Source organism: Capnocytophaga sp. H4358 (assembly GCF_002302515.1).
GTDB classification, from domain to species: Bacteria; Bacteroidota; Bacteroidia; order Flavobacteriales; family Flavobacteriaceae; genus Capnocytophaga; species Capnocytophaga canis.
The window spans coordinates 2,074,805-2,100,233 of record NZ_CP022380.1; the positions used below are offsets into that span (position 1 = coordinate 2,074,805).

Consider the following 25,429-nt stretch of genomic DNA (forward strand, 5'->3'; position numbering starts at 1 on the left):
TTTTATAGAAATTATAGAGTTTTTGTATTAATGAAACAAAAATCAAAAATATTAGGACAAGTATATACTCCGAAATGGATTGTCAATGAAATACTTAACGAAACAGGGTATTTTGGGCAGTTTGTTTTAGATAAGTACATCTTGGAGCCTTCGTGTGGTGATGGGGCTTTTTTGTGTGAGATTGTCAGAAGATATATTTTTGAAGCTCAAAAAGCTAAAATTCCTTCAAGTGAAATTGTTGAAAATTTACAAACCTATATTTATGGTGTTGAAGTAGATAAACAGGAACATATGAAATGTATCGAAAACCTTAATAAACTGGTTTTTGAATTGTTGCCTGAAAATTATCACATACAATGGAAAGTTTTTAACACAGATACTTTATTGTGGTATAAAGATTATCAAAAATTCTTTGATGTTGTGTTAGGCAATCCACCGTACATTCGTATTCATAATTTAGATGAAGAGACAAGAGCGTTTTTAAAAGAAAATTTTTCCTTTTCGGTGGGAACAATTGATATTTATTTGTCGTTTTTTGAATTAGGCTTTAAGGTTTTGAAATCTGACGGAAAATTAGGCTACATTACGCCGAATAGTTATTTGCACAATACCTCGTATAAAAGTTTCAGGCAGTTTTTAAAAGCTCAAAAAACATTGACTACACTCATTGATTTTAAATCGAATAAAGTATTTCAAGGTTTTTCAACTTATACGGCAATTTCTATTTTTGACACCTCAAAATCAAAGGATTTTTTTGAGTATAAGGAATTAAAAAATGATAAAATAATCTCAGTTAATACTATCAATTTTAAAGAATTAGAGGACAAAAAGTGGTCTTTTTCCAATAAAATAGATAGTAAGTTTATCGCTACTTTATTTAATGATAGAACAGCCGCTTTACGAGATTTTTTTGATGTTCAATACGGATTTGCCACATTAAGGGATAAAATTTTTATCAGTAAAAACATTGAAAAAGATGAAAAGTATTGTTTGTTTAATGGCGTAGAGGTTGAAAAATCTATTTTGAACAAAATCGTAAAAGGGTCTCGTTATAAAGGTAATACAGATGAGATAGAGTGGGTTTTGTTTCCATATGAAAAGGTTCAAAATCGTTTTGTTGTAATTTCAGAAGAGAAATTAAGTGATAATTATCCTAAGGCTTATCAATATTTGCTCTCTCATAAAGAAGAACTTCAAAAACGAGATATGGATAAAGGAGCGTTGTGGTATGAATTTGGACGAAGTCAGGGAATACAGACCATTCATAAAGAAAAAATAGTGGTAAATACGTTGGTAAATGGAAAAGTTATTTTTCATAAACTGCCCAAAGATGTTTTTGTATATTCAGGGATTTTTATCACTCAAAAAAATGAACTTTCACAGTGGGAGATTATGGAAGATGTGTTAGGTTCGCAGGAGTTTTATAAATATATCCGTATTATGGGAAAAGATTTTTCAGGAGGGTATAAATCCATTTCTACCAAGCAGATAAAGGAGTATAAAATCAATTATAAAAATCCAAATACGTTATTTTGAAATGAATAATGCCGAATTTTTAGAAATTGTAAAAAAAGCTTTTTTGAAATTTTTGACCACAGGCTCTCGTAGTAACGAAAAGCTAAAAATATTACACGGAGCCATAGCAAATGATTTATCAAATAGATTAAGTGCAAATTTTCAAGTAAAATCATTAGGTTTTGGAGATAGCAAAGAAGGAAAAATACAAGGTAGATATATTGACAAAAATGTAGATATTACTATTTTAAAAGAAAATATTCCTCTTGCAGGAATTGGGGTAAAGTTTATCCAACAAAATTACGCTCAGAATTCAAATAATTATTTTGAAAATATGTTAGGAGAAACAGCGAATATTCGTAGTAAAAATATTCCTTATTTTCAAATATTTATTATCCCCGAAAAATTGCCTTATTATAAAAACAACGGTGAATTCAGCAGGTGGGAAACCTTTAACACTCATCAGATAAAGAAATATCAAATTTTATCTGCGGATAATGTAAGAATGTACTTGCATACACCTGATAAAATGTTAATTTATGTGCTAAGTATTAAAGAAATGAAAAAAACTATAATACATAAAAATGATTATATACAACATTACTCTTTATCCGAAAATTTAGAAATAAATGTAGCATCTATTGACAGTGCATCTTTTAGGAATGGCATCATTTTAAATGATTATGAAGAATTTATAGAAAAAGTTAAACACAGAATTTTATCAATATGAGTAGCTTGGTTATTTATTATCCTAAGACTTGATTTTTGCTTGAAAAAACTATTATGAAAGAATTAAAAATAGGAAGTTTGTTGATAGGAAAAAAAGCCTATCTGGGAGTAATACTTGGTTTTTTTTTAACAGGAATGGTATGGAGTACCTTCCTTTTTGATAAAGATCATGATTTAATTCCTGTGATGATAGTGATCACCGCCTTGATTTGGGCTTTTATTATTCCGAAGATAAGGAAACATGTTAAATACGATAAAAAATAAAATAATTATATTATGGAAGAAAATATTAGAGTTCGATATTCCGACAAGGAATTGGAAGAGTTTAGAGCTCTTATCGAAGAAAAAATCAAAAAGGCTCAACATGATTTAGAGCTTTTGAAGAGTGCCTATATGAACAGTGCGACCAACGGCACCGAGGACACGGCACCTACGTTTAAAGCGTTTGAAGAAGGATCCAAAGTAACCAGCAAGGAGGAAAATACAGCATTAGCTATTCGTCAAGAGAAGTTTATTCGTGACCTTAAAAACGCTTTGATTCGTATTGAAAATAAAACCTATGGGGTTTGTCGTGTAACTGGTAAACTTATAGACAAACGTCGCTTACTTGCTGTTCCACACGCTACGCTGAGTATCGAAGCGAAGAATATGCAGTAGATTAACAAAAAAGGACTGTCCTAACGTTTTCCGGGGCAGTCTTTTGTTTTTTTATCTTGTTTCTTATCCTGAAATAGCGGTACACAGAAGAATCGTTCTATGAAACGCCTTTAAAGGAAAAGGTGTGCTCAATTCATAAAGATAATTTTATGGAGGAAAATGTTACAAAATTCGATATTCCTTTTACGTGTATAGACTAAAATGTGAATGTATTCTTAAGAAATAATGTGTTAAAATTTCGTTTTTTTTTTTTTTGCTTACCTTTGTAACATATAAGGGGGATTGTACAACTGATGAGACAAGTTATTCTGTGAGAATTCTTCGGTGTTCTCCGGTTGTATAAAGAAAATATAGAATATGAGGAAGAAGGAGAAGTATTGCAATAGGCATTTTACGTTTTTTAGTTTTGTGTTTGTTTTACTCGTAATGACCGCTTGTACAAGTGAATACGGGGAAATTAAAAACATAAAATCGGGTGAAATAACCGAAACTGTTGAATTAAGAGCAACGGACAGTGTTGTGTACCCTCTTGGTTCATCAGTTTCGCATATCATGACGGCGTTCGACTATAATTTAGAGAAACAAATCTTTTCCTTTTATGCTTCCGATACGGTCTATCGTTACAAAAAAGACGTTTTGTATGACAAGATTCCTGTACGCAAACGCCATATAAATTCATTTTCAAGTAAAGAAGGTTTTTTATGGGCTGTTGATTATAACGGCAATAGGCTTTTTAAAGTCGATTCGTTGGGAGGAATTGTGAAAGATTTAAAAATAAAGGAAACTATAAAATATTTCCCTCTTCCCATAACAAAAACAAGCCCAATTATAGAAGATAAAAACAAAGTATACTTCTTTGGTAACATCAGCGGAGAATATTCGGATGAAAATGAAGAAAACAGAAGAGTTATGGGAGTATATGACTTGGAAACGCAGAAATTATCTTGCTTTGTTGCTTATCCGAAAGAGTATGAACATAATTTCGGAGGAGGATTGTTCCGTTGGGTATATGCCGACTATAATTCTAAGGAAAGAAGAATCATCATCAGTTTTCCAGCCTCGCATTCACTATACGTATATGACATAGATAATCTTGAAAAAGAAGTGTCGTTTTACGCAGGGAGTAGGTTTATCGAATCCATTAAATATCTGAAATCGCCCAAGATGTTTCCGATTGATGCAGAAACAAAAGTGAGGCATTTTGCAGAAACGCCGAGTTATTCAAGGGTTATTTTTGATCCATTTCGGGAGGTGTACTATCGTATAGCCGAGCAGGGTACCGTTTACGAAGGAATGGTTGGATGGTCTAAGGAAATATCTGTAATTGTTCTTGATAAGACATTTAAAATTATAGGGGAAACCTTTGTAGGCAAATGTCTAAGTAATTATAGATATGCCATTTATGTTGATCAAGAAGGTCTTAAAGTTCCTGTTCAATCTTCCGAAGATGTGTTGATTTTCAAAAACTATGAATTATGCAATATAGAAAAATAATTTTTTATTTGTTTTTCTGTTTACTCGTTAGTTGTGATTCTGATTATTCAAATTATTATAGGGAATTTGAGAAGATTCCTAATTTGGATTTGAATAAGGTACATACCATTTATGTTATACCCAATCAAGGCTGTGGAGGGTGCATTAGTGAAGCAGAAGAGTTTTATACAAAGGAAAATCATAAAAGTGTATTTTTTATATTTACCCAAGTGTCTTCAGAGAAATATTTGAGAAACAAAATTAAGTTGTCATTGGATAATTCTTATGTTGACACAAGTAATGATTTTATAAAGATAACAGCTAAAGAAATGAAGATATATCCGTACAGGATTGTTTTGAAAAACGGAAAAATAGAATCTATAGAATACAGCAAAGATGGGAACGAGATTTTTAATTAATTTGTGTTATTTTTTTCTTGTGATATTCGTGTCTTGTGAAAGTCATACGGAGAAACAAGCAGAATATGAGGCAGTACTTGATTTGAAGGAATCAATGGGTGTTGAAAAATTGTCTATAAAGCCTTTGGAGGCTACTCAAATGATTCCACTGGAGTTTACGAAAAGATCAGTTTTGCGAAGTGCATATATTGAGGGTGTTACCGATGAATATATTGTTGTTAGAAATGGAAATAGTTTGATTTTTTTTGATACGCAGGGGAAATTTTTATCAAAGATTTCACGTATGGGAAATGGCCCAGAGGAGTATATTGAGAATACGTATAGTTGGATCGATTTTGATAAAAAAGAAGCTCATGTGTATGATTTGCACAGAAAATCTGTTAAAAGATATGATTTTTCAGGGAATTTTATAGAAGAGAAGAAAAACGTTCATTTATGGTCATTTACTGAATTAAGTTCGGATAGATTTATTGCTTACAACGATATGCTTTCGAACTTTGAATTTACCATTTATGATAAAAATTGGAATGTTAAGGATTCTATAATTGAAAGGAAAGATAAATTTAATATAAAAGATTTTAACGTAATTAAAAGTTTCCAAATAAGCAAAAACAATATCTTTTTTTACAACGCCCCGATTATTTATCAAAGTAAAAATGGGGGGATGTTTCCTAAAATATTTTTAGAAAAAGGAAATTTACAGATTCCTGATGAAATTCAATATGATCTCAGTAGAAAAAATGAAAAACAACGATACATTTGGAATGATTTTGTTACGTTGGCGGGGGATTATTTATTTCTCTCCTATTATTACGATAATAAAAAATATGACGATATATGGAATGTGAAAAATCAAAAGCTTTTATATCGTAACACTATATCATCTCCTGATGAATTGCCTGGAGTTCCAATCTCTGTGAACGGAGAGGAAGTAAGAGGCTGGATTCGATATTTTGAAAATGATATGTTCTACTTTGTAGTTTCGGAAGGTGAGCAAGAAAAATTGAATGTAGATAACGAAGAAAATCCGATAATTGTGGTTACTGATCTAAAAACATTTGAGAAAAGTTTTTCAGAGTAAAGGCTCATATTCGTAAATGTTATATACAAATTAAACGGTAATTTATTATCCAAGTAAACTACATAAAAAGCACTTTATCAAAGTATTAAGAACTTCGATGAAGTGCTTTTTGTATATTCAGTTGTCGGAAAATTTAGTGATAAAACCACAGTGTAAATATCTAAGTTTGTACTGTGGTTTTGTTACTAATTTGTTGAATCCCGTGTCACTTTTAATTATTTCTACAAGTATTCTACCTTCAAATTCTGAATTTTTCCATTGAATTTGTTAAGTTTTTTGAGAGGAAAGACTAAGGTTTGTATCCATTTTCGTGCTTTTTCTTTTAGATGAGCATCGTCCTTATGCGGGATGATTCCAAGAGTTTGCACTAATTTTCCGTTCACAAAAAGTGAAGTGCTTTTGTTGGTTCCTTCGATGCTTACTTTTTGTAAACCATTGATTGGCAGAGTGTAATTGAACTGGTAGTCATATCCATCACGGCTAAATCCTATTTTTCCGTCTTTGTCTCTCAAATAGAAAGTAGCATGATCAGACGTGAACAGAGGAGTGTTTTTTGGATTTTCTTTTACTAAGATGTCGAAACTCACACGATAGTCATAGCCTATATCCGTTAGGGATTGGTTTAGATTTTTGTTCTGCTTTGGTTTTTTCACCTCGAAAACTACTCCTTTTTTGGATTTTGCAGGTCGTGCAAGTAAATTTGTAGCAGGAGCTTCGCTCAGTAAGTGACGTTTTTGGTCGAATTCCTCAAAGGAAACCGTCGTGTTTTTGCCATCCCACATTTTTACTGAAAGTGTTTGCATAGCAGGGAATAAACGGTGGTAAACATCTTGCTGGCTGATACCATTACCCACATGGTCATTCCATACGGCAAACATACCTCCTTTTATGCGTGGATGTTTTTCTTCAAATACTTCTTTTCCAATCATGGCAGGAGTCCATTTTTCATATAAGTTTTTGATATTCAAATAATCATAGTAATATCCTGCTGCAGGAACAATGTACAGCCATCCATCAGGGACGCTAAGCACGTCGTACCCCAAAGCTATCATATCACGTGGTTCGGCGTATCCGTTGTACCAGCAAAGCATCAAAACATCATCTACTTTCACAGGGGTTTCTCCTTTTGCGTGAGTCAAAGCTCCCCAAAGAGCTACTTTTTTGCCGAAACTTTCTACGTATTTGATATAATAATCTGTGAAATAACGGAATTTTTCAACTACTTTTTGGTCTTTATTACTGTATTCATCCGTACCAATATGCACCAAAGGATTTACAAATACAGGTTTTTCTCCTTCTAAATATTCTTTGAACAATTTGTCGAAGAATTCATAGGTTTTGGGGTGAAACAGATCTACGTGGTCTTTACCGTATTCATCGCTTCCTATTTCAGGTAAATAGTGCGTAAATGCCAAGGTATGAGCAGGAGCATCAATCTCAGGGATTACAGTAACCCCTTGTTTTAGAGCGTCTATTTGGAATTGACGAAACTCCTCCTTGGTGTAATATCCATCTTTAGCGGCAAGTCCAGGGAAGGTGGAGCTTTCCAATCGGAATGCCGAATAGGTTTTGTTCCAATCATCATTGAAAAATTGCTTAAATCCGTTATCGTTCAAATGCACTTGAAATACGTTCATCTTGTAGTAAGCCATTGTTTTTACTACCGATTTTAGGTAATCTAAGGTGAAGAACTTACGTCCTACATCGAGCATAAATCCACGCATCGGGTAGTCTGGATAATCAACAATTGTTCCGCAAGGTAATTGAGCAGATTGCTCGGTAAGTTGCAATAGCGTTCGTGTTGCCCAAAAAAGTCCTTGTGGAGAGTTAGCACTTACTCTTACTATTTGTCCGATTTCTATTTTGTAGGCTTCCTCGCCTTTATCATTCAATATGGATGGATTTATTTCGAAATGAATATTAGCGTCGTTACTTTTTATTTTCAGTTGTTTGCCAAACATTGTTTCGAAATCATCAGCAAAAATTTTGACGATTTCACTTGATTTTTCATCCCCCGAAAGGGTTGTTTTTTCTGATAAAGTAAACGCACCATCGGATTGCGTCCATTCTCGAAGTTCGGGGATTACAAAGGGTTTTTGGTTTTGTGCTACCGCCACTAAAGACAATAACATCATCATCAGGAAAGAAGATATTTTATTCATAAGAGATTAATTTTGGTTTCATCGCAAAAGTACGGAAGAAAAAAACAAAAAGCTAATGTTAAACCTAAAAATGAAGAAAATGTACGGAGTTGGATTGCACTCATAAAGTCATTCAGAATATTTTTTTTGATTATAAGAGTTTTGAATACTTTATTAAATGGTTGATAAACAGATGATGTGTAAGTTCGTTGTGAGTGTATAACGATAGATGTTCATATTCTTCATAAAGATAATTATGCTTTGCGTAGGATTTTTTCTGTTTTTTACTATCTTTGTGCTTTGACAATCAAGAGGATGTAATTCTATCATTATTTGGTATGTTATACGACTACAACTTTGTTCTCTGAAGATTGTTTTTATCTTATTGTATTCTTTACAATATATTTTTTTATGCGTTTTTACTGTCCACTAAAGGTCGAAATTTTGAAAGTTAGTTTTTTAAAGATTGATTTTAGCGTAAAATGACTAATTTCTAATTTTTTTAAACATATTGGGCATTAAAAATTTCTTATAAAAGCAGAAAACTATGGCAACATTTAAACTTACTGATGAAATCATTGAACAAATTGAAATGTTCATTGAAGAAAAACGCAATCGAGAGTTAATTTCTTTGTTCGAAGAGATGCACTATGCGGACATTGCTGAAATTATTAATGAACTCGATGTTGATCAAGCGATTTATATCATTCGTTTGATAGGTAAGGATAAAACTGCTGACATCATCACCGAATTAGATGAGGAGTTCCGTGACAAAATTTTCGAAAAATTATCCGCCAAGGAAATTGCCGATGAGTTGATTGAGTTGGATACCGACGATGCTGCCGATATCATTTCAGACCTTCCCGAAGAGCGAAAAACTGAGATTATTTCTTACATCGAAGATGTGGAACACGCCAAAGATATCGTTGATTTATTACGATACGACGAAGATACCGCAGGGGGGTTGATGGCAAAGGAGTTAGTGAAAGTAAACGAAAATTGGAATGTACTCAAATGTGTAAAAGAGATGCGTGAACAGGCTGAGTTTGTCAAACGAGTACATTCAATTTATGTGGTAGATGATAATGATGTTTTGAAAGGACGTTTATCACTCAAAGATTTGCTCACAACTTCCACACGTTCCAATGTGAAGGATATCTATATACCAAAGGTGGATTACGTCTATGTTACAGACAGTGCTGAGGACGTGGCTCACATTATGTCGAAGTATGACTTAGAGGCGATTCCTGTAGTGGATGAGATGAAACGCTTGGTCGGGCGTATCACCATTGATGATGTGGTCGATGTTATCAAAGAGGAAGCCGAAAAAGATTACCAATTAGCTGCAGGGATTACCCACGATGTTGAAGCCGATGACAGTATTTGGAAACTTACCAAAGCCCGTCTACCATGGCTATTGATTGGAATGTTTGGCGGATTGGGGGCTGCTAGTATCATTAACGGATTTCAGGATGCGATGAATAATTTTCCTATATTATTGATTTTCATCCCTTTAATACAAGCTACAGCTGGAAATGTGGGGGTGCAATCCTCTGCTATTATCGTGCAAGGGTTGGCCAATAACTCCATTGATAGTCAACTCTGGGGACGATTGTTAAAAGAATTCATGTTGGGACTCATCAACGGACTGGCTATTGCGGCTATTGTGATTTTGGTGAGCCATTTTCTTTTCGAAGCTGATTATATGGTAAGCACTACTGTTGCCGTTGCGTTAGTTACCGTGATTGTGAATGCAGCTATTATCGGTACTTTTATCCCGATTTTTCTACATAAACGAGGTATCGACCCTGCAGTGGCTACAGGACCTTTTATCACCACTAGTAACGATGTTTTAGGAATTCTAATCTATTTTTCAATTGCAAAGATAGTGTTAGGATTTTAGTTAGAAAGTGAAAGTTACGAATTTTCTTGTATTTTATGTTTTCATATTTAGTAAGTTACGTGTTTTTTGTTCATGTGAATGATTTTTCCGTATCGTAAAATGTTTTTCTATATGTACGTTTATAATTTAACCGTAGTAGTTAGTAATGAAATTTTTGAGTTGTGGTTCAATTGGCTCAAAACCGATTATATCCCAAAAGTAGAAGCTTCAAAAAAAATCAATAATACTCGAATTTTTAAAGTATTAAACACTCCATCGGATGTAACTTTTGCGTTACATCACGAAACTCAACATCCCCAGGATTTGTTGGATTTCATTACAAAAGATATCCCTCATTTTCAAGTGCTTAGTCATAATCTTTTTGGAGAAAAAGCACTGATGTTTGGTACGGAATTAAAGGAAATTTTTTTATGACAAGGTTCATTTAGTTGATAAAAAGCAAATAACATTCAGTAAATACAATAGTATAAAGAGTGCTTTTTATGTTGTAAAATAAAGATATTTTCTATTTTTGCGACAATTAGATCTCTGTCTGTAAAGCAATGCCTCCACAATTACGTTTACATTTTATTGTTTTCCTTTGGGGATTTACCGCAGTTTTAGGAAAACTTATTGGTTTGGATGCCTACCATTTGGTTTGGTACAGGATGTTTTTTACTTCGATAATTTTGATAGGATTTGTTGCTGTGTTCCAAAAGCAAAGTATTTTTATTGAACGAAGTTTGGCTGTACGACTTATTGGTATCGGAAGCCTGATGGCTATCCACTGGTTGCTTTTTTTTCAATCTATCAAAGTGTCGAATGTGTCAATTACGCTGTCATGTATTTCTACAGCTACTTTGTTTGCAGCTTTCATTGAGCCATTAGTATTTCGTAGGCGTATTGATTGGACTGAAATTGTTTTGGGAATTGTAATTACTACTTGTATGTTGCTCATTTTCAAAACGGAAATGCGCTATAAGGAAGGGATTATCTATGGTATTTTATGTGCTATTTTTGGAGCTGTATTCAGTGTTTTTAATGGTCGTGTACATGGGAAAACCTCTTCAGCAAACATCATTACTTATGAAATTTTCGGAGGTTTTTTCATGCTTACCATCTACTACCTTTTCTCGGGAGATTTGGAAGGAGTTTCGCATATTTCTGTAAATGATTTCTGGTGGACCTTGTTGTTAGCCAGTGTTTTTACCGCTTATCCAATGTTTGAGTCCATTCGGTTGATGCGACATATTTCTCCATTCACGCTTATTTTAGCCGTCAATTTAGAGCCTGTGTATGGAATTATTCTTGCCTATTTCATTTTTGGCGAATCGGAAAACATGAATCCGATATTTTACGTTGCATCGGGAGTGATGATTCTTTCAATTATTTTGAACGGAATTATTAAAAATCGGAGATAATTCGTCTTGTTAAAAAGATTTAAACTTTGTTATTATTTTCTTACTACAACCTTTTCTTAAACCCATTCAGACGTGAGATGTTTGTATTTCGGTTCTGTAATTTGTAAATTAGCCTCACAAATTTTAAAAATACATTGATAATGAAAAATAACACAGCATCTTTTATCAGAAAACGTTTCGGAGCGTTACTGTTTCTATTTAGCTTACCCATCTTTGCTCAGATTCAGAAAGTTGAACCTCCGTTTTGGTGGGCAGATATGCACCATAGTGAATTACAAATAATGCTTTACGGTAAGAACATCGGACAATTTTCAGTCGAAAGTGAATTGCCGATAGTGAATGTTACCAAAACAGAGAACCTAAACTATATTTTTGTTACTGTCGATACTAAGAATAAACCCGAGGGTAATTACAAAATCACATTGCTTAATTCAAAAAGAAAAATAACTACATTCAATTACGAACTTAAAAAACGTCGCGAAGATTCCGCATTGCGAAAAGGGTTCGATAGTTCGGATGTCATTTATTTACTGATGCCCGACCGATTTGCTAATGGTAATCCGCAAAATGATTCTAATCCGAAACTCAATGAAAAGGCCGATAGAAAACTCCCAGGGGGAAGACACGGAGGTGATATTCAGGGGATTATAAATCATTTGGATTATATTAAATACTTGGGAGCTACTGCCATATGGAGTACACCAATGTGCGAGGACAACGATGAAACTTATTCTTATCACACCTACGGACAAAGTGATGTGTACCAAATAGATGCACGTTACGGGACTAATGAAGACTACAAGCGACTTGCTTCGGAAATGCACAAACGCGGAATGAAACTTATCAAAGATTACGTAACCAATCATTGGGGTTGGAAACATTGGATGATTGATGATTTACCTACGTATGATTGGATTCATCAGTTCCCAGGTTATGCTCAAAGTAACTACCGCATGAGTACACAAATGGACGTAAATACTTCTGAATTTGATAAAAAATATTGTGTCAGTGGTTGGTTTGTAAAATCAATGCCTGATTTAAATCAGAGTAACCCCTTGGTGTTGAATTATTTAATACAAAATGCAATATGGTGGATAGAATATGCCGATTTGGATGGACTTCGAGTGGATACTTATTCCTACAACGATAAAGAACCAATTGCTCGGTGGACGAAAGCTATTATGGATGAATATCCTAATTTTAATATTGTAGGAGAAGTATGGCTACACGATCAAGCACAAATATCGTACTGGCAAAAAGATAGCCCTATCAGTGCCATTCAAAGTTATAATACGTATTTGCCATCTGTTATGGATTTTACGTTGCACGACGCTATTGGAGAGGCTTTTCGCGCGACTCCTTCGTGGGATAAAGGAATGATACAGATTTATGATAACTTTGTAAACGATTTTTTGTATAAGGATATTAATAATTTATTGATTTTTGCTGAAAATCACGATACATCACGTATTAATGAAATCTATCAAGATGTAAAAGATTACCAATTGATAATGACTCTTTTAGCTACAGCTCGAGGCATCCCTCAACTCTATTATGGAAGCGAAATTGGAATGCGAGGTGATAAAAGTAAAGGAGATGCTTACATACGTCAGGATTTCCCAGGAGGTTGGGCTGATGATAAACAAAATGCATTTACACCAGCTCAACGAACTGAAGAACAGAAACAATATTTTGATTTTACGTCCAAATTATTCAATTGGCGAAAAACAAAACCTGTGATCCACTACGGAAAAACTAAACAATATCTGCCTCAGGATGAAGTGTACGTTTATTTCCGATACACAGAAACTGAATCGGTTATGGTAATTATTAACCAAAATAAAGAAACGCAAATGCTTGATTTAAATCGTTTTGATGAAAGTCTAAAAGGGTTCTATGGAGGAAAAGATATTATCTCAGGCAAAAATATTACATTGCAAAAGGACTTACAAATAGCAGGAAAAACAGCAATGGTGATTGAACTGCAGTAAATTTATATAACATTTAAAAATCAATCGATTACGAGTAAAGTAGTCGATTGATTTTTGTTTATTAAAAACTTCAAGGATACGATGCAGTTTCTTATGCAGAGGTTATTTACTTCTGAAACAATAACTGACTTTACTATTTCGATTATGCAGATATCCAAATGATTAAGTAAATCAAAAAGCCACACTTAGTAAAAATTATTTAATTTTCCTTCTCTTTTTTGTGAAAAAACTTTCCGAAATTGTGTTTTTTGTATTACTTTTACACCTCGAATCATTTTTTTAATTTACGTATGGATTTTGTTAGACTTTACATCAAGAGAATTTCATATAGTCATTCCCAAAACGAGGCTTTTGTTTTGATCCTACATGAGTTAGAGTCCGATTTGAAATTGCCTATCGTCATCGGTGCTTTTGAGGCTCAGGCAATTGCATTGGAATTAGAACGAAATGTGGTTCCTCCACGCCCGTTGACGCATGACTTATTTAAGATTTTCGCCAAAAAATTCAATGTAAATATTACTAAAGTAGTTATTAATCGATTAGAAAACGGTATTTTTTACTCCAATATGGTTTGCGAACGAGATGGAGAGGAGCATATTATTGATGCTCGTACCAGTGACGCCATTGCATTAGCTTTACGATTCAATGCACCTATTTTTACACACCGTTTTATATTACAGAAGGCAGGAATTTACATTCCTGAACCCAATGAACCACAACCTCAATCTCCGACTCTTAACATTGAGGATGATGAAAAAATACAAGAGAAAAGAGCTCGTTTCAAACGATATTCAATGAGTGAGTTAAAGAGAATGCTTGAGGAATGTATTGAGAGTGAGGATTATGAATTAGCGGCAGAGTTGCGTGATGAGATAACTCGAAGAGAAACAGATGATTAACACAAAAATAGAAGCACTTATTAAATAAGAATGGCGTAAAATGAGTTTTTATCACTATTTTAATGATTATAATCATATGTTGGGGCAATACGATTGTTACAAAGTCTACGAAAACTCATTAAAGCGAATTTTGAAAAACTTGACTAATGTAGAATAATAAAAATATACGTATGAGAACGATACTAATTCTTTTTCTTTTTCTTTTCCCATGGATAGGAAAGGCTCAAAGTTCAGAAGTTATGTCACAAACAATTCCAAGCCAAGGATTTACCTTTGAGAGTTTATGGCGAGGAGTTCTTGGAATGGTGGTTTTATTGGCTATAGCCTATTTGTTTAGTAGTAACCGAAAGAAAATCAATTGGAAAACTGTTGGAATTGGACTCGCCTTGCAATTATCTCTGGCTGTTGGTGTGTTGAAAGTTGATTTTGTCCAAGCGATTTTCGAGAAAATCGGAGGGGTGTTTGTTCTTATTTTAGACTTTACTAAAGTGGGAAGTGAATTTCTTCTTGGTGGATTATTAGACGCGTCCACTTACGGGTTTATCTTCATATTTCAAATTCTACCTACCATAATTTTCTTCTCTGCACTAACTTCGCTTCTCTTCTATTTGGGTGTTATTCAGATTGTTGTGCGAGGAATGGCATGGGTGCTATCCAAATTCTTAGGAATTTCAGGAGCTGAGAGTTTATCGGTAGCAGGAAATATCTTTTTAGGACAAACAGAAGCTCCCCTAATGATTAAAGCATATTTACAAAAAATGACAAAATCAGAGGTGCTATTGGTCATGATTGGCGGTATGGCAACTGTTGCAGGAGGTGTTTTAGCTGCTTATATCGGATTTTTAGGAGGAGACGATCCTCAGTTGCGATTGATATTTGCGAAGCATCTGCTAGCGGCATCTGTGATGGCAGCACCAGGAGCCATTGTTATTTCAAAAATATTGTATCCGCAAACTGAGAATTTTTCAAATGAATCCAAAGTATCGGTAGAAAATGTAGGTTCAAACGTATTGGATGCTATCGCTAACGGAACTACCGAGGGATTAAAATTAGCTGCCAACGTAGGAGCTATGCTACTTGTTTTTGTAGCTTTCATTGCGATGATAAACTACATTTTCGGTTGGATTGGCGATATTACTTCGCTTAATACAATCATTAGTGAGAATACTTCCTACAAGTCTCTGTCATTGGAAATGATTCTTGGAGTGCTATTTTCACCTCTGATGTGGCTCATTGGAGTAGCTAAAGAGGACATGATGCTAATGGGACAATTGTTAGGTGTTAAATTGGCATCGTCTGAGTTTGTGGCATATACGCAGTTAGCAGATTTAAAGAACGTGGCTTCTGCTTCACATTTAATGTACGACAAATCCATTATCATCGCAACCTATATGCTTTGTGGATTCGCTAATTTTGCATCAATCGGCATACAAATAGGAGGCATAGGCTCGTTGGCTCCTACACAGCGGAAAACATTGTCAGAATTTGGATTGAAAGCCGTTTTAGGTGGTTCGTTAGCGTCTCTTTTGTCGGCAACCATTGCAGGGATGATTGTAGGTTAAACATCTTCGGTTTCCGATAGATGTACCAATTCTACACCTGCCTTTTTGAGGAAATCAATTCCCTCATCATCTTTGTAAAGTTCTTTGTAGACAACTCGTTTAATCCCCGATTGGTGGATGAGTTTACTGCATTCTTTGCAAGGCGACATGGTAATGTAAAGTGTTGCCCCTTCTGACGATTGGGTTGAAGCCGCAACTTTCATAATTGCATTAGCTTCAGCATGAAGTACATACCATTTCGTATCTCCATTGTTGTCTTCACAACAATTATCAAATCCTGTTGGAGTGCCGTTATAACCATCGGAGATAATCATTCGATCTTTAACGATGATTGCCCCCACTTGCTTACGCTTACAGTGTGATAATTTAGCCCATTCCATAGCCATTCGCATATAGGCTTTGTCGTAACGTATTTGTTTGGTATTCAATATGTTCATAATCTTATCTTAAGAATTCTATGTTTCCGTTCGAATCAAAAAACACCAATCGAGAAGGTGACTTTACTTTTGTATCCATTTGGCGATATCGCACCACGTAATCGCAGTTATGAATAATTTCGGCTTCTATTTCTTTGAAAATCTTTGGAGTAGGTTTGCCACTAATGTTTGCTGAAGTGGAGACTATCGGTTTTCCGAACTGTCGGATGATTTTTTGGCAAAAATCATCTTGAACTAAACGTATTCCAATCGAATTATCTACTGCGATAACATTTTTTGCTAAATTTTTTGCTTTTGGATAGATTACTGTTGTAGGTTCAGGGTTCTTTTTAATAAAATCAAACACTACATCAGCAACATCTTCTGTGTAATCACGTAACATTTGTTCAGAATCTACCAAAACGATCAAACTTTTGCTTTCGTTTCGTTGTTTTATACTAAAAATTTTAGTTACTGCTGCTTCATTAGTGGCATCGCAACCAATCCCCCAAACTGTATCCGTTGGATAAAGTATTGTTCCTCCATTAGTCAGCGTTTCCACTGTTTTTTTGATATCTTTTTCCATTGTTATTTTCGTCTGATTCTGAATACTTTTACCATAAATAGAATAACTCCAAAAACGTAACTTTTCTCCACAGCTTTACTCAAATTTCCTCTTGGAGTAACTAACCTTAGTGAAGTTTTCTCGGTTGTGAGATCTTTCGACGAGAAACTTTCGTATTTTTGTGGCGAATATACTCAAAAAAAATGTATTTAGGAATCATTTCTTTTTTTAAAAGTTTTTCTTTCTTCAAAGGCATACTCAAAACTATAGCAGTTATGGTACCTATTGGAATAGGTTGGTACTTTAATGCTTTGGAAGTAGGTCTCCCAATAGGGCTAACCATTATTGCTATTTCACCGAGTGATATTCCTGGAAATCGTAAGCATCACATCGGAGGGTTACTCGTGGCAACACTTTTGGCAATGATGAGTTGCCTTTTCGTGAATTTAGCTTTTCCATACTTTTATATCTTGTTGATAACCATATTTTTACTAACGTTTTTCAATGCCTATATTTCCCTTTATGGGCATCGAGCTTCCATGGTAGCTTTCTCAGGATTATTCAGTATTGCATCAACTTTATCGCACATTGAGCAAGGCGAAGGCATTTTTTTACATCTATTGTATATATTCATCGGTGGGGTGTGGTATATCTTGCTAGTTATGTTCTATTTATGGATAAAACCGCGTCAATACAGTGAGCAATTGTTGGGTAAATGTTTTTCGCTTACAGCGGATTTTTTTTCGGTACGAGCCCGTTTGTTGCTGTCCGAGGACAGAGATGAGGGATTTAAAAAAATGATTGATTTACAGACTTTTCTGAATGAAAATTACGAAAAATTGCGTGATGTTATTCTCAATTCACGTAGTAAATCAGGTAAAACCGATTATTTGCAGAGACAATTTTTAATGTTCATTGAATTGGTGGATATTTTTGAATTAGCTCTGGCAAATCCTGTGCAATATGAAAAAATTGACAAGGAATTTGCTGAAAATAAGGATATATTACGATTTTATTCCGATTTTTTAGAAGAACTTTCTCGGCAGTTACAACAAATGTCGGTTTATATTGGTTCTCGCAAGAGTGTTCAGTTGGATAATTCGCTACAAGAAAAGTTGTTGCTCATACAACAAAAAAATAATGAGTTTAAGACGCAAAACAATAGAGACTCGGACAAAGAAAAAGTATTAACTATTCGAAATTTTTACATCTATATTGAAAATCAGTATAATTCTATTGAAAACATACGAGTTATTTTTGAAAATTATTACCAAAGTAATATAGGCAAACGTGATGAAGAGAGCTATCGAAAGTTTGTAAGTTCCCAAAGCTATTCATGGAAACGACTGAAAGATCATATTTCGTTACAATCATCTTTCTTTAGACACTCCATTCGAATTTCAATAATAACTCTAATTGCTTTTCTAATAGGCGATTATTTTTCGATTAGTAATGCGTATTGGATTGTGTTAACTTTGTTCATCATTATGCGTCCTGGGTTTGGGCTCACCAAAGAGCGGTCGCTCAATCGAATTTACGGAACAATTTTAGGTGGAGTAGTCGCTTTTGCGGTAATATATCTCTTTCCGAATCCGACTTTACATCTTTATGTTGGGGTGCTTTGTATGCCTATTGCTTTTGGATTGATGCAGGAGAATTATATGTACGCTTCTATTTTCATCACCATTAGTGCTATTTTTATGTTTGCATTAGCTTCGCCCGATGTTTATGCTGTGATTCACGATCGAGTACTCGATACGGCTATCGGTGTAGGGCTTGCGTTCGTGGCTAACTACCTGATTTTGCCTACGTGGGAATACCGAACCTATGGCGATGCTATTCAGAAATCCATTCGCGCAAACATTGGCTATTTGAAGCAAGTGAAGTCCGTTTTTAATACAGATCAAGTTATTACCAATGCGTATAAAATATCTCGAAAAGAAGCATTTTTAGCACTTTCCAATCTCAATGCTACTTTCCAGCGGATGATGCAAGAGCCTAAATCGAAGCGAAATAAAACAGCCCTAACCTACGGGATTATCGTAATCCAGCAGTCGTTCCTTTCGTCTGTGGCTTCCTTGGGTGTTCGTCTGAAAGCTCATAAAACAACTTTCCCAAAAGAAGTTTTTAACCAAGCGATAGATGATCTCATTACATCGCTCGAAATGAATTTAGCATTGCTTACAAACGAATTCACTGTAAATGTTCAGAATTATGAAATTTTCGTAGAAAATTTCCATAAATCTGTTCAAAATATTATTGAAAAACAGGAGCTTTCAAAACAAAGTCCAATTTCAAAGCGTGAAACCCAACTCTATCTGGAACAGTTCAAATATCTCTTTGGACTTGCTAAGAATTTGGAACAGGAGTTGAAAAAGTTATGAAATAAAATTAAAAAAGTTTGTCTTCAAAAAGAAAACAAACTTTTGTTAAAATATTATTGTAAATCTTCAAAGTTGAGATTAATGGTAGAGTTGTAGCCATCCATACTATAGCCTTGAAATGCTCTTGTTTTGAAATTTTTTTGGTGTCTTTCTGAAATAACTTCTTCACCTTTTTCCTCGAAAACGTAGCCTGTCATTTCATTGAGAATATCTTTAAATGGCTCAAAATCTTCTTTGTACAAGTAGATTTTATGTTTTTTGTAATGGAAAGAACCGTCTTCATGTGTGAATTTTTTACTTTCTGTGATTGTCAGATAATAATCCTTTGCACGTGTAGCTCTCACATCAAAGAAATAAGTTCTTCTTCCAGCTCTTAATGCTTTTGAAAAAATTTCTTCATTTTCTAAAAATTCTTTCTCTTCCATAGTTGTTTATTTAAAAATAATTGAAAATCATCTCTGGGCAAAAGTCTAAAAAAAACCTTAATTAGACAATTTTTTTTGCAAAAACAATCTCATATAAATTATTTTTTATGATAATTTTATGAATAAGAATAAAAAATATCTGTAAATCTTAAATTTATCTTAACGAGAAATACGTTAAATTTATATACGTTGAAGAAAACGTTTTCAGAAAGCTATGTTGTTGAGTTAATTTTTTTGAATGTTTCGTGTTGCTCAATCGCCAATTCTATTTTTTCAACTATTTGCTCTACACTTTCATTTTCGTAATCAATCTGTAAAGGGTCTTTAATGACCATGGATTGTTGAATACCTTTTTTCTTGAAGTTTATTCCTTTTTTGTCAAACGATCTGCGAAATCCGTCAATGACAATAGGCACAACGATGGGTTTATATTGCCTGATGATATGTGCTGTTCCTTTGCGTATTGGTTTCCAAGGAGATGTTGTTCCCTGAGGGAAGGTAATGACCCATCCATCATCAAGTGCCACCCCTATGTTTTCAATATCGCTTTGTTTCACTTCTCTTTGGATATCTTTACCTTTTTCTCGCCAAGTTCGGTCAACGGTGATGGCTCCTGCATATGCTAAAATTTTAGGTAATATGCCTGATTTCATCGTTTCAGAGGCCGCTACGTAATATATGTTCAGTTTTGGATTCCACAGATAACCAAAGCCTTTGAGATTGTCTTTTCGTCCCTTTAAACTTGCGTTGAAAACATGCAACATAGCAGCCACATCGGCAAAATAAGTCTGATGATTAGAGATGAACAAGACATTGTTTTCTGGCAATTGACGGATGATATCCGAGCCTTGTATGTTTAGTTGATTGATTCCGTTGTAGCGTCGGTGTGTGATGAATCCAAAAACCCGAATTACCCAACGTTTTATCCATAAAATATGTCCAAAAGGATTTCTTTTAAGTAATTTCATAAGCGTATCTTTTTGGTTTTTAATTAATTACTCCGCTTCCAATAAGCTCGTCATCTTCATACCACGCTGCGAATTGTCCTTCAGTAATAGCACTTTGTGGCTCTTTGAAATCAATGTACAGCCCGTTAGCTACCTTGTGGAGAGTGGCTTTTTGAAGCGGTTGTCGATAACGAATGCGTACCATGAAGTCCTTACTATCTCCTGTTTTTAGAGCCAAATCAGGTCGTACCCAATGCATATCTTCTTCTCTGATGAACAGTGCTGAACGGAATAGACCTTGGTGAGTGTTGCCTTGACCTACGTAGATAATATTCTGATTTACATCAGTTTCTATAACGAAAAGTGGCTCAGGTGTACCTCCAACATTCAGTCCTTTCCGTTGCCCTTTTGTAAAGAAATGAGCTCCTTGGTGCTTTCCTTTTACTTTTCCATCAGTAGGCTGATACGTAAAACGCTTTGAACGAAATTCTAACTCACTTTCGTACGATTCAAAATTTAACTGTTGATGCCGTTTTGTATATCCTTCCCAATCATTTGGAATTTCAATAATTTTTCCTTCTTTCGGGAGTAATTGTTGTTGTAAAAACTCAGGAAGACGTATTTTTCCAACAAAACATAAGCCTTGCGAGTCTTTCTTTTCAGCAGTTATCAGCCCTTGTGCGGACGCGATGGCACGAACTTCAGATTTTTGTAACTCACCAATTGGGAAAAGAGCTTTACTTAGTTGATTTTGAGATAATTGGCACAAGAAATAGGATTGGTCTTTGTTACTGTCCTTTCCTGCTAAAAGTCGGTATATTTTTTTTCCTTCAACATCCGCTTCCTCCTTACGACAATAATGCCCTGTTGCCACATAATCAGCACCTAAACTGAGGGCTAAATTCATGAAAACATCGAATTTTATCTCTCGATTGCACAGCACATCAGGGTTTGGAGTACGTCCATTTTCATACTCACTGAACATGTAATCGACGATACGTTGCTTGTAAGGCTCACTCATATCAACCGTTTGAAACGGAATTCCTAACTTTTCGGCCACTAATAGTGCATCATTACTATCCTCTAACCATGGACATTCATCTGAGATTGTTACTGAATCATCATGCCAATTTTTCATGAAAAGTCCAATAACCTCGTATCCTTGCTGTTGTAGCAAATAGGCAGCTACACTGCTGTCAACTCCACCACTTAAACCAACTACAACTTTTTTCATATTTTCTTATGCGAAAACTACTGTTTATTGTTAAAGAGTATGGAATAAGTAAAGATTATTAGCAACTACATTCCATACCGTTGTTTTTAATAAGCAACTTAGAACTTGCTTTTACACTTAAATTATTTTCGAAACGACTAATTTTTCAACCTCCACGATTTGTTGATTGATATTGTTTAGATCTATTTTTATGGGTGTATGCACGTAAAAGGTTATTTTATTTCCCAATCCCATTGGAAAAGCACCGTATTTGAGTACTTTCCATGAGTTGTTAATTGTCAAAGGCACTACATATCCATCAGGCATTTGTGACATAATGGCTTCTAATCCTTTGGTTTTGAAAGGTTTTGGTTTTCCGTCACGCCTTCGTGTTCCTTCAGGAAAAATAAACCCAGCATCATTGTTTGCTTGTAATGATTTACCAAATTCTATTAGCTGAGGTATAGCATTTTGTGGCTTACTTCGGTCAATTAATACTGAGCCATTATGGCGTAGGTTTATTGTTATACTTGGAGTTCCATTGCCTAATTCTTTTTTACCTACGAAGCGAATCGCATATTTTCGTAAAAACCAAATCAAGGGAGGAATGTCATACACACTCTGGTGGTTGGCAACAAAAATCAGCGGTGTGTTTTCAGGTAAAGGAGATTCAAATGTTAAATAAGAACGATTGCCTGTCATCCACATTACGTGTACTAACAAGAAATTCAAAAAATCGACTACTGCTTTATGCGTTTTTCTACCAAAAGCGTGAATCGCAATCCATTGTATTGGATGGAAAATAAGAAGTAAACTCCCAAAAATGAGATAATGCAAAGCACTAAGCGGGTAGGATATTATTTTCATAGGATATAAAATAAAACAGTTTATCCCAAAAGGGTTGGTTTCATTCCAAATTTGCGAGGAATATTTGCATTATCGACTTACAAAAATTCCTCGCTCTTTCGGAATGATAGTGCTATACAAATTTGATTTTTCTAACACCTGTGTGGATTTCTGATTAACAGAACTCGTCGTAAGCCTGTTTCAAATTATCCGAAATAGTTTCAGCATAACGTCCTTCGATGTGATGACGCTCTAACATATGCACTAATTCTCCATCTTTAAATAAAGCTATGCTAGGCGATGATGGAGGGAAAGGGAACATGAAATTACGAGCTTCTTCCGTTGCCTCACGGTCAACTCCTGCAAAAACGGTTGTTAAATGATCAGGTTTTTTTGCGTTTTGAAGACTCTCAATCACTGCTGGACGTGCGTTACGTGCCGCACAACCACATACCGAATTCACTACAACTAAGGTTGTTCCCGATTGTTTCAATGCTTCCTTAACGGCATCAACCGTTTTTAATTCTTGAAAACCAACATTTGTTAGCTCTTCTATCATTGGTTTTACCAACTCTGGTGGATACATAATTTTACTTTTTTTTAGTTAGGGAGCAAAGATATGAAATTAATTTGAATTATAAGTTTTTTGTGATAGTAGGGTTGCTGGGAGAAGAATATATTTATTCGATTTTGTTCGATTCGCTTCGTTTTTTTTTTGGTTTTTCAAAAAATATCCTTACTTTTATCGCAAACAAATTGATTCTGATTATGAAATACGAAAAAAAATCTACCGGAAATCTTCAAAATTTAGAGAACTCTTCACAGAAAATCCACGAGTCGCTCAAAGCCTTGAACGAACGTTACTACAACATTAATTCCTTGGCAAGATATATCGATATTTATCGGCTTTCTCAAAATGACCCCATTGAATTTTGGGAAACTATTGCCAATAACAATTTCCAATGGCGTAAGAAATGGGACTCTGTGTTAGAATGGGATAAAGAGAAAAGCGAGGTAAAATGGTTTTCAGGAGCAACGCTCAACATCACCGAGAATTGTATTGATCGACATTTAGCACATCGAGGCGAACAAACTGCGATTATCTGGGAACCAAACGATCCTAAAGCTCCTGTTAGGAAGTTAACATACAATGACTTAGCCAGAAATGTTTACCGAATGGCAAACGTACTGAAATCCCAAGGTATAAAAAAAGGAGACCGCGTGTGCATTTATCTTCCAATGATTCCAGAACTAGCAATTGCTGTGTTAGCATGTGCGAGAATTGGAGCTGTACATTCGGTAGTCTTTGCAGGGTTTTCATCGTCTTCATTAGCATCACGTATCAATGATGCTGACTGTAAAATGGTTATCACGGCAGACGGTGGATTGAGAGGAGAGAAAACAATACCTTTAAAAAATATTGTTGATGAAGCTCTTAAAGAATGTCAATGTGTTGAAAAAGTGTTAGTGGTGGAACATACGCACCAACAAGTTACAATGCACTCTAATCGTGATATGTGGTTAGCACCTTTATTTCAAGAGGCTTCCGAATTTTGTCCCGCTGAAACAATGGAGGCTGAAGATATGCTTTTTATCCTATATACTTCAGGGTCAACGGGCAAACCTAAAGGAATCGTACATACAACCGCAGGATATATGGTCTATTCAGCTTTTACCTTTAAGAATATTTTTCAATATTCGGATGGCGACGTGTATTGGTGTACGGCCGACATTGGCTGGATAACGGGACATAGCTACATCGTTTATGGGCCACTTTTGAATGGAGCTACAACTGTAATTTTTGAAGGTATACCTTCTTACCCTGATTTTGGACGTTTTTGGGAAGTTGTTGAGAAACATAAAGTTAGTCAATTCTACACAGCTCCAACTGCAATCCGTTCCTTAGCTAAGCAGTCGTTGGAGTTTCCTCAGAAATACGATTTGTCATCATTAAAAATTTTAGGATCGGTTGGAGAGCCTATCAATGAAGAGGCATGGCACTGGTACAACGATCACATTGGTAAAAAACGTTGTCCAATTACTGATACGTGGTGGCAAACCGAAACAGGCGGTATCATGATTGCTCCTATTCCGTTTGCAACACCAACCAAACCAACCTACGCCACTTTTCCTTTACCTGGGATTTTCCCTGTTCTGATGCAAGAAAATAAAGAAGAAGTTACTGAAAATTCTCGAGAAGGACATTTGTGTATTGCATTTCCTTGGCCGGGAATGGCTCGAACCGTTTATGGAGATCATCAGCGATATATTGACACTTATTTTTCGGCATATGAAGGAAAATATTTTACGGGTGACGGAGCTTTTCGTGATGAGGTTGGTTACTACCGAATTACGGGACGTGTGGATGATGTAATCATTGTTTCTGGTCATAATTTAGGAACAGCTCCTATCGAAGATGCTATCAATGAACATCCTGCTGTTGCAGAGTCGGCCATTGTAGGTTTTCCTCACGACATCAAAGGAAATGCTCTTTACGGTTTTGTGATTCTTAAAGATGAAACACGTGTGCATGACAATGTGCGTCGTGAAATCAATCAACTCATAGCTGATAAAATTGGAGCCATTGCTAAATTAGATAAAATACAGTTTGTTACTGGTTTACCTCGTACCCGTAGTGGAAAAATCATGCGTCGTATTTTACGAAAAATAGCTTCTAATGATGTGTCAAACTTAGGCGATACAACTACTTTGGTGAACCCTGAAATCATCGAAGATATTATCAAAAATGCTCTATAAAGTTAATGGAGTGTTTTAGTTACAAAAAACACGTTTGATACATGTAATTTTCTGTGTATCAAGTTGTTTTAACTTTTGTAATATAGCTCAGTACGACAAAAAAATG

The 25,429-nt window shown here is 35.0% G+C and carries 23 protein-coding genes; 15 read left to right on the forward strand and 8 right to left on the reverse strand.

Translation table 11 applies throughout. From position 1 onward, the window contains the following. Nucleotides 1-30: 30 nt before the first annotated feature. From CGC49_RS08735 to CGC49_RS08765, 7 genes are all read left to right on the forward strand, one after another. Complete coding sequence (locus CGC49_RS08735; protein ID WP_095912407.1) at nt 31-1,536, forward strand: Eco57I restriction-modification methylase domain-containing protein; 1,506 nt, start codon at nt 31-33, stop codon at nt 1,534-1,536. A gap of 1 nt (nt 1,537) precedes the next feature. After that, the gene (locus tag CGC49_RS08740) at nt 1,538-2,245 is read left to right on the forward strand and encodes a hypothetical protein (protein WP_095912408.1); all 708 of its coding nucleotides are present in this window, start codon (nt 1,538-1,540) and stop codon (nt 2,243-2,245) included. Between the two features lie 53 nt (nt 2,246-2,298). Beyond that, nucleotides 2,299-2,508 (forward strand): hypothetical protein, encoded by a 210-nt coding sequence (locus CGC49_RS08745; RefSeq protein WP_042345562.1) that lies wholly within the window; start codon nt 2,299-2,301, stop codon nt 2,506-2,508. A 12-nt stretch (nt 2,509-2,520) separates the two neighbouring features. Then, nucleotides 2,521-2,901 carry a TraR/DksA C4-type zinc finger protein gene (locus CGC49_RS08750; protein ID WP_042009978.1) on the forward strand — a complete coding sequence of 127 codons (381 nt, stop codon included), beginning with the start codon at nt 2,521-2,523 and terminating at the stop codon, nt 2,899-2,901. A gap of 357 nt (nt 2,902-3,258) precedes the next feature. Then, nucleotides 3,259-4,395: a DUF4221 family protein gene (locus tag CGC49_RS08755; protein ID WP_095912409.1), complete on the forward strand. Its 1,137-nt coding sequence runs from the start codon at nt 3,259-3,261 to the stop codon at nt 4,393-4,395. Continuing rightward, nucleotides 4,377-4,793, forward strand: coding sequence for a hypothetical protein (locus CGC49_RS08760; protein ID WP_095912410.1), 417 nt, complete (start codon nt 4,377-4,379; stop codon nt 4,791-4,793). Before CGC49_RS08755 ends, CGC49_RS08760 begins: the two co-directional genes overlap by 19 nt. Continuing rightward, a complete protein-coding gene (locus tag CGC49_RS08765) occupies nt 4,771-5,874 on the forward strand; it encodes a 6-bladed beta-propeller (RefSeq protein WP_095912411.1) in 1,104 nt (367 codons plus the stop codon). The genes CGC49_RS08760 and CGC49_RS08765 overlap by 23 nt, the downstream gene beginning before the upstream one ends. Before the next feature lie 221 nt (nt 5,875-6,095). Here CGC49_RS08765 and CGC49_RS08770 read toward each other — a convergent pair whose 3' ends face one another. Continuing rightward, the gene (locus tag CGC49_RS08770; protein WP_095912412.1) at nt 6,096-8,036 is read right to left on the reverse strand and encodes a family 20 glycosylhydrolase; all 1,941 of its coding nucleotides are present in this window, start codon (nt 8,034-8,036) and stop codon (nt 6,096-6,098) included. A 526-nt stretch (nt 8,037-8,562) separates the two neighbouring features. On the opposite strand from CGC49_RS08770, the gene mgtE reads away from it, so the two are divergent. From mgtE to CGC49_RS08800, 6 genes are all read left to right on the forward strand, one after another. Further along, on the forward strand, nt 8,563-9,918 hold the full coding sequence (gene mgtE, locus CGC49_RS08775; RefSeq protein ID WP_042005838.1) for a magnesium transporter: 1,356 nt from the start codon (nt 8,563-8,565) through the stop codon (nt 9,916-9,918). Between the two features lie 111 nt (nt 9,919-10,029). After that, nucleotides 10,030-10,332, forward strand: coding sequence for a DUF4286 family protein (locus tag CGC49_RS08780; RefSeq protein WP_042005845.1), 303 nt, complete (start codon nt 10,030-10,032; stop codon nt 10,330-10,332). 128 nt (nt 10,333-10,460) lie between these two features. Further along, nucleotides 10,461-11,318: a DMT family transporter gene (locus CGC49_RS08785; RefSeq protein WP_095912413.1), complete on the forward strand. Its 858-nt coding sequence runs from the start codon at nt 10,461-10,463 to the stop codon at nt 11,316-11,318. Nucleotides 11,319-11,458: 140 nt separating this feature from the next. Then, nucleotides 11,459-13,309 carry a glycoside hydrolase family 13 protein gene (locus CGC49_RS08790; protein WP_095912414.1) on the forward strand — a complete coding sequence of 617 codons (1,851 nt, stop codon included), beginning with the start codon at nt 11,459-11,461 and terminating at the stop codon, nt 13,307-13,309. A gap of 290 nt (nt 13,310-13,599) precedes the next feature. Further along, entirely contained in the window at nt 13,600-14,208 is a 609-nt protein-coding gene (locus tag CGC49_RS08795) for a bifunctional nuclease family protein (RefSeq protein ID WP_095912415.1), read from the forward strand. Between the two features lie 170 nt (nt 14,209-14,378). Continuing rightward, the gene (locus CGC49_RS08800) at nt 14,379-15,770 is read left to right on the forward strand and encodes a NupC/NupG family nucleoside CNT transporter (RefSeq protein WP_095912416.1); all 1,392 of its coding nucleotides are present in this window, start codon (nt 14,379-14,381) and stop codon (nt 15,768-15,770) included. On the opposite strand, the gene CGC49_RS08805 is transcribed toward CGC49_RS08800, so the two are convergent. Both CGC49_RS08805 and CGC49_RS08810 read right to left on the reverse strand, forming a co-directional pair. Beyond that, nucleotides 15,767-16,207, reverse strand: a complete 441-nt coding sequence (locus CGC49_RS08805) for a dCMP deaminase family protein (RefSeq protein WP_042007540.1) — start codon at nt 16,205-16,207, stop codon at nt 15,767-15,769. The genes CGC49_RS08800 and CGC49_RS08805 overlap by 4 nt on opposite strands. A 4-nt stretch (nt 16,208-16,211) precedes the next feature. Next, nucleotides 16,212-16,772: an L-threonylcarbamoyladenylate synthase gene (locus CGC49_RS08810; RefSeq protein ID WP_042007539.1), complete on the reverse strand. Its 561-nt coding sequence runs from the start codon at nt 16,770-16,772 to the stop codon at nt 16,212-16,214. 182 nt (nt 16,773-16,954) lie between these two features. On the opposite strand from CGC49_RS08810, the gene CGC49_RS08815 reads away from it, so the two are divergent. Further along, nucleotides 16,955-19,135: an FUSC family membrane protein gene (locus tag CGC49_RS08815; protein WP_095912417.1), complete on the forward strand. Its 2,181-nt coding sequence runs from the start codon at nt 16,955-16,957 to the stop codon at nt 19,133-19,135. A 53-nt stretch (nt 19,136-19,188) separates the two neighbouring features. Here CGC49_RS08815 and CGC49_RS08820 read toward each other — a convergent pair whose 3' ends face one another. From CGC49_RS08820 to CGC49_RS08840, 5 genes are all read right to left on the reverse strand, one after another. Then, nucleotides 19,189-19,560 (reverse strand): PUR family DNA/RNA-binding protein, encoded by a 372-nt coding sequence (locus CGC49_RS08820; RefSeq protein ID WP_095894142.1) that lies wholly within the window; start codon nt 19,558-19,560, stop codon nt 19,189-19,191. Nucleotides 19,561-19,772: 212 nt separating this feature from the next. Next, nucleotides 19,773-20,528: a 1-acyl-sn-glycerol-3-phosphate acyltransferase gene (locus tag CGC49_RS08825; protein ID WP_095912418.1), complete on the reverse strand. Its 756-nt coding sequence runs from the start codon at nt 20,526-20,528 to the stop codon at nt 19,773-19,775. A 19-nt stretch (nt 20,529-20,547) separates the two neighbouring features. Continuing rightward, nucleotides 20,548-21,741, reverse strand: coding sequence for a tRNA 2-thiouridine(34) synthase MnmA (gene mnmA, locus CGC49_RS08830; RefSeq protein WP_095912419.1), 1,194 nt, complete (start codon nt 21,739-21,741; stop codon nt 20,548-20,550). A gap of 117 nt (nt 21,742-21,858) precedes the next feature. Further along, the gene (locus CGC49_RS08835) at nt 21,859-22,587 is read right to left on the reverse strand and encodes a 1-acyl-sn-glycerol-3-phosphate acyltransferase (RefSeq protein WP_042343514.1); all 729 of its coding nucleotides are present in this window, start codon (nt 22,585-22,587) and stop codon (nt 21,859-21,861) included. Between the two features lie 154 nt (nt 22,588-22,741). Continuing rightward, nucleotides 22,742-23,152 (reverse strand): BrxA/BrxB family bacilliredoxin, encoded by a 411-nt coding sequence (locus CGC49_RS08840; protein WP_042007529.1) that lies wholly within the window; start codon nt 23,150-23,152, stop codon nt 22,742-22,744. Between the two features lie 182 nt (nt 23,153-23,334). Here CGC49_RS08840 and acs point away from each other — a divergent pair, with 182 nt between their 5' ends. Continuing rightward, on the forward strand, nt 23,335-25,323 hold the full coding sequence (acs, locus tag CGC49_RS08845) for an acetate--CoA ligase (protein ID WP_095912741.1): 1,989 nt from the start codon (nt 23,335-23,337) through the stop codon (nt 25,321-25,323). Nucleotides 25,324-25,429 lie beyond the last annotated feature (106 nt).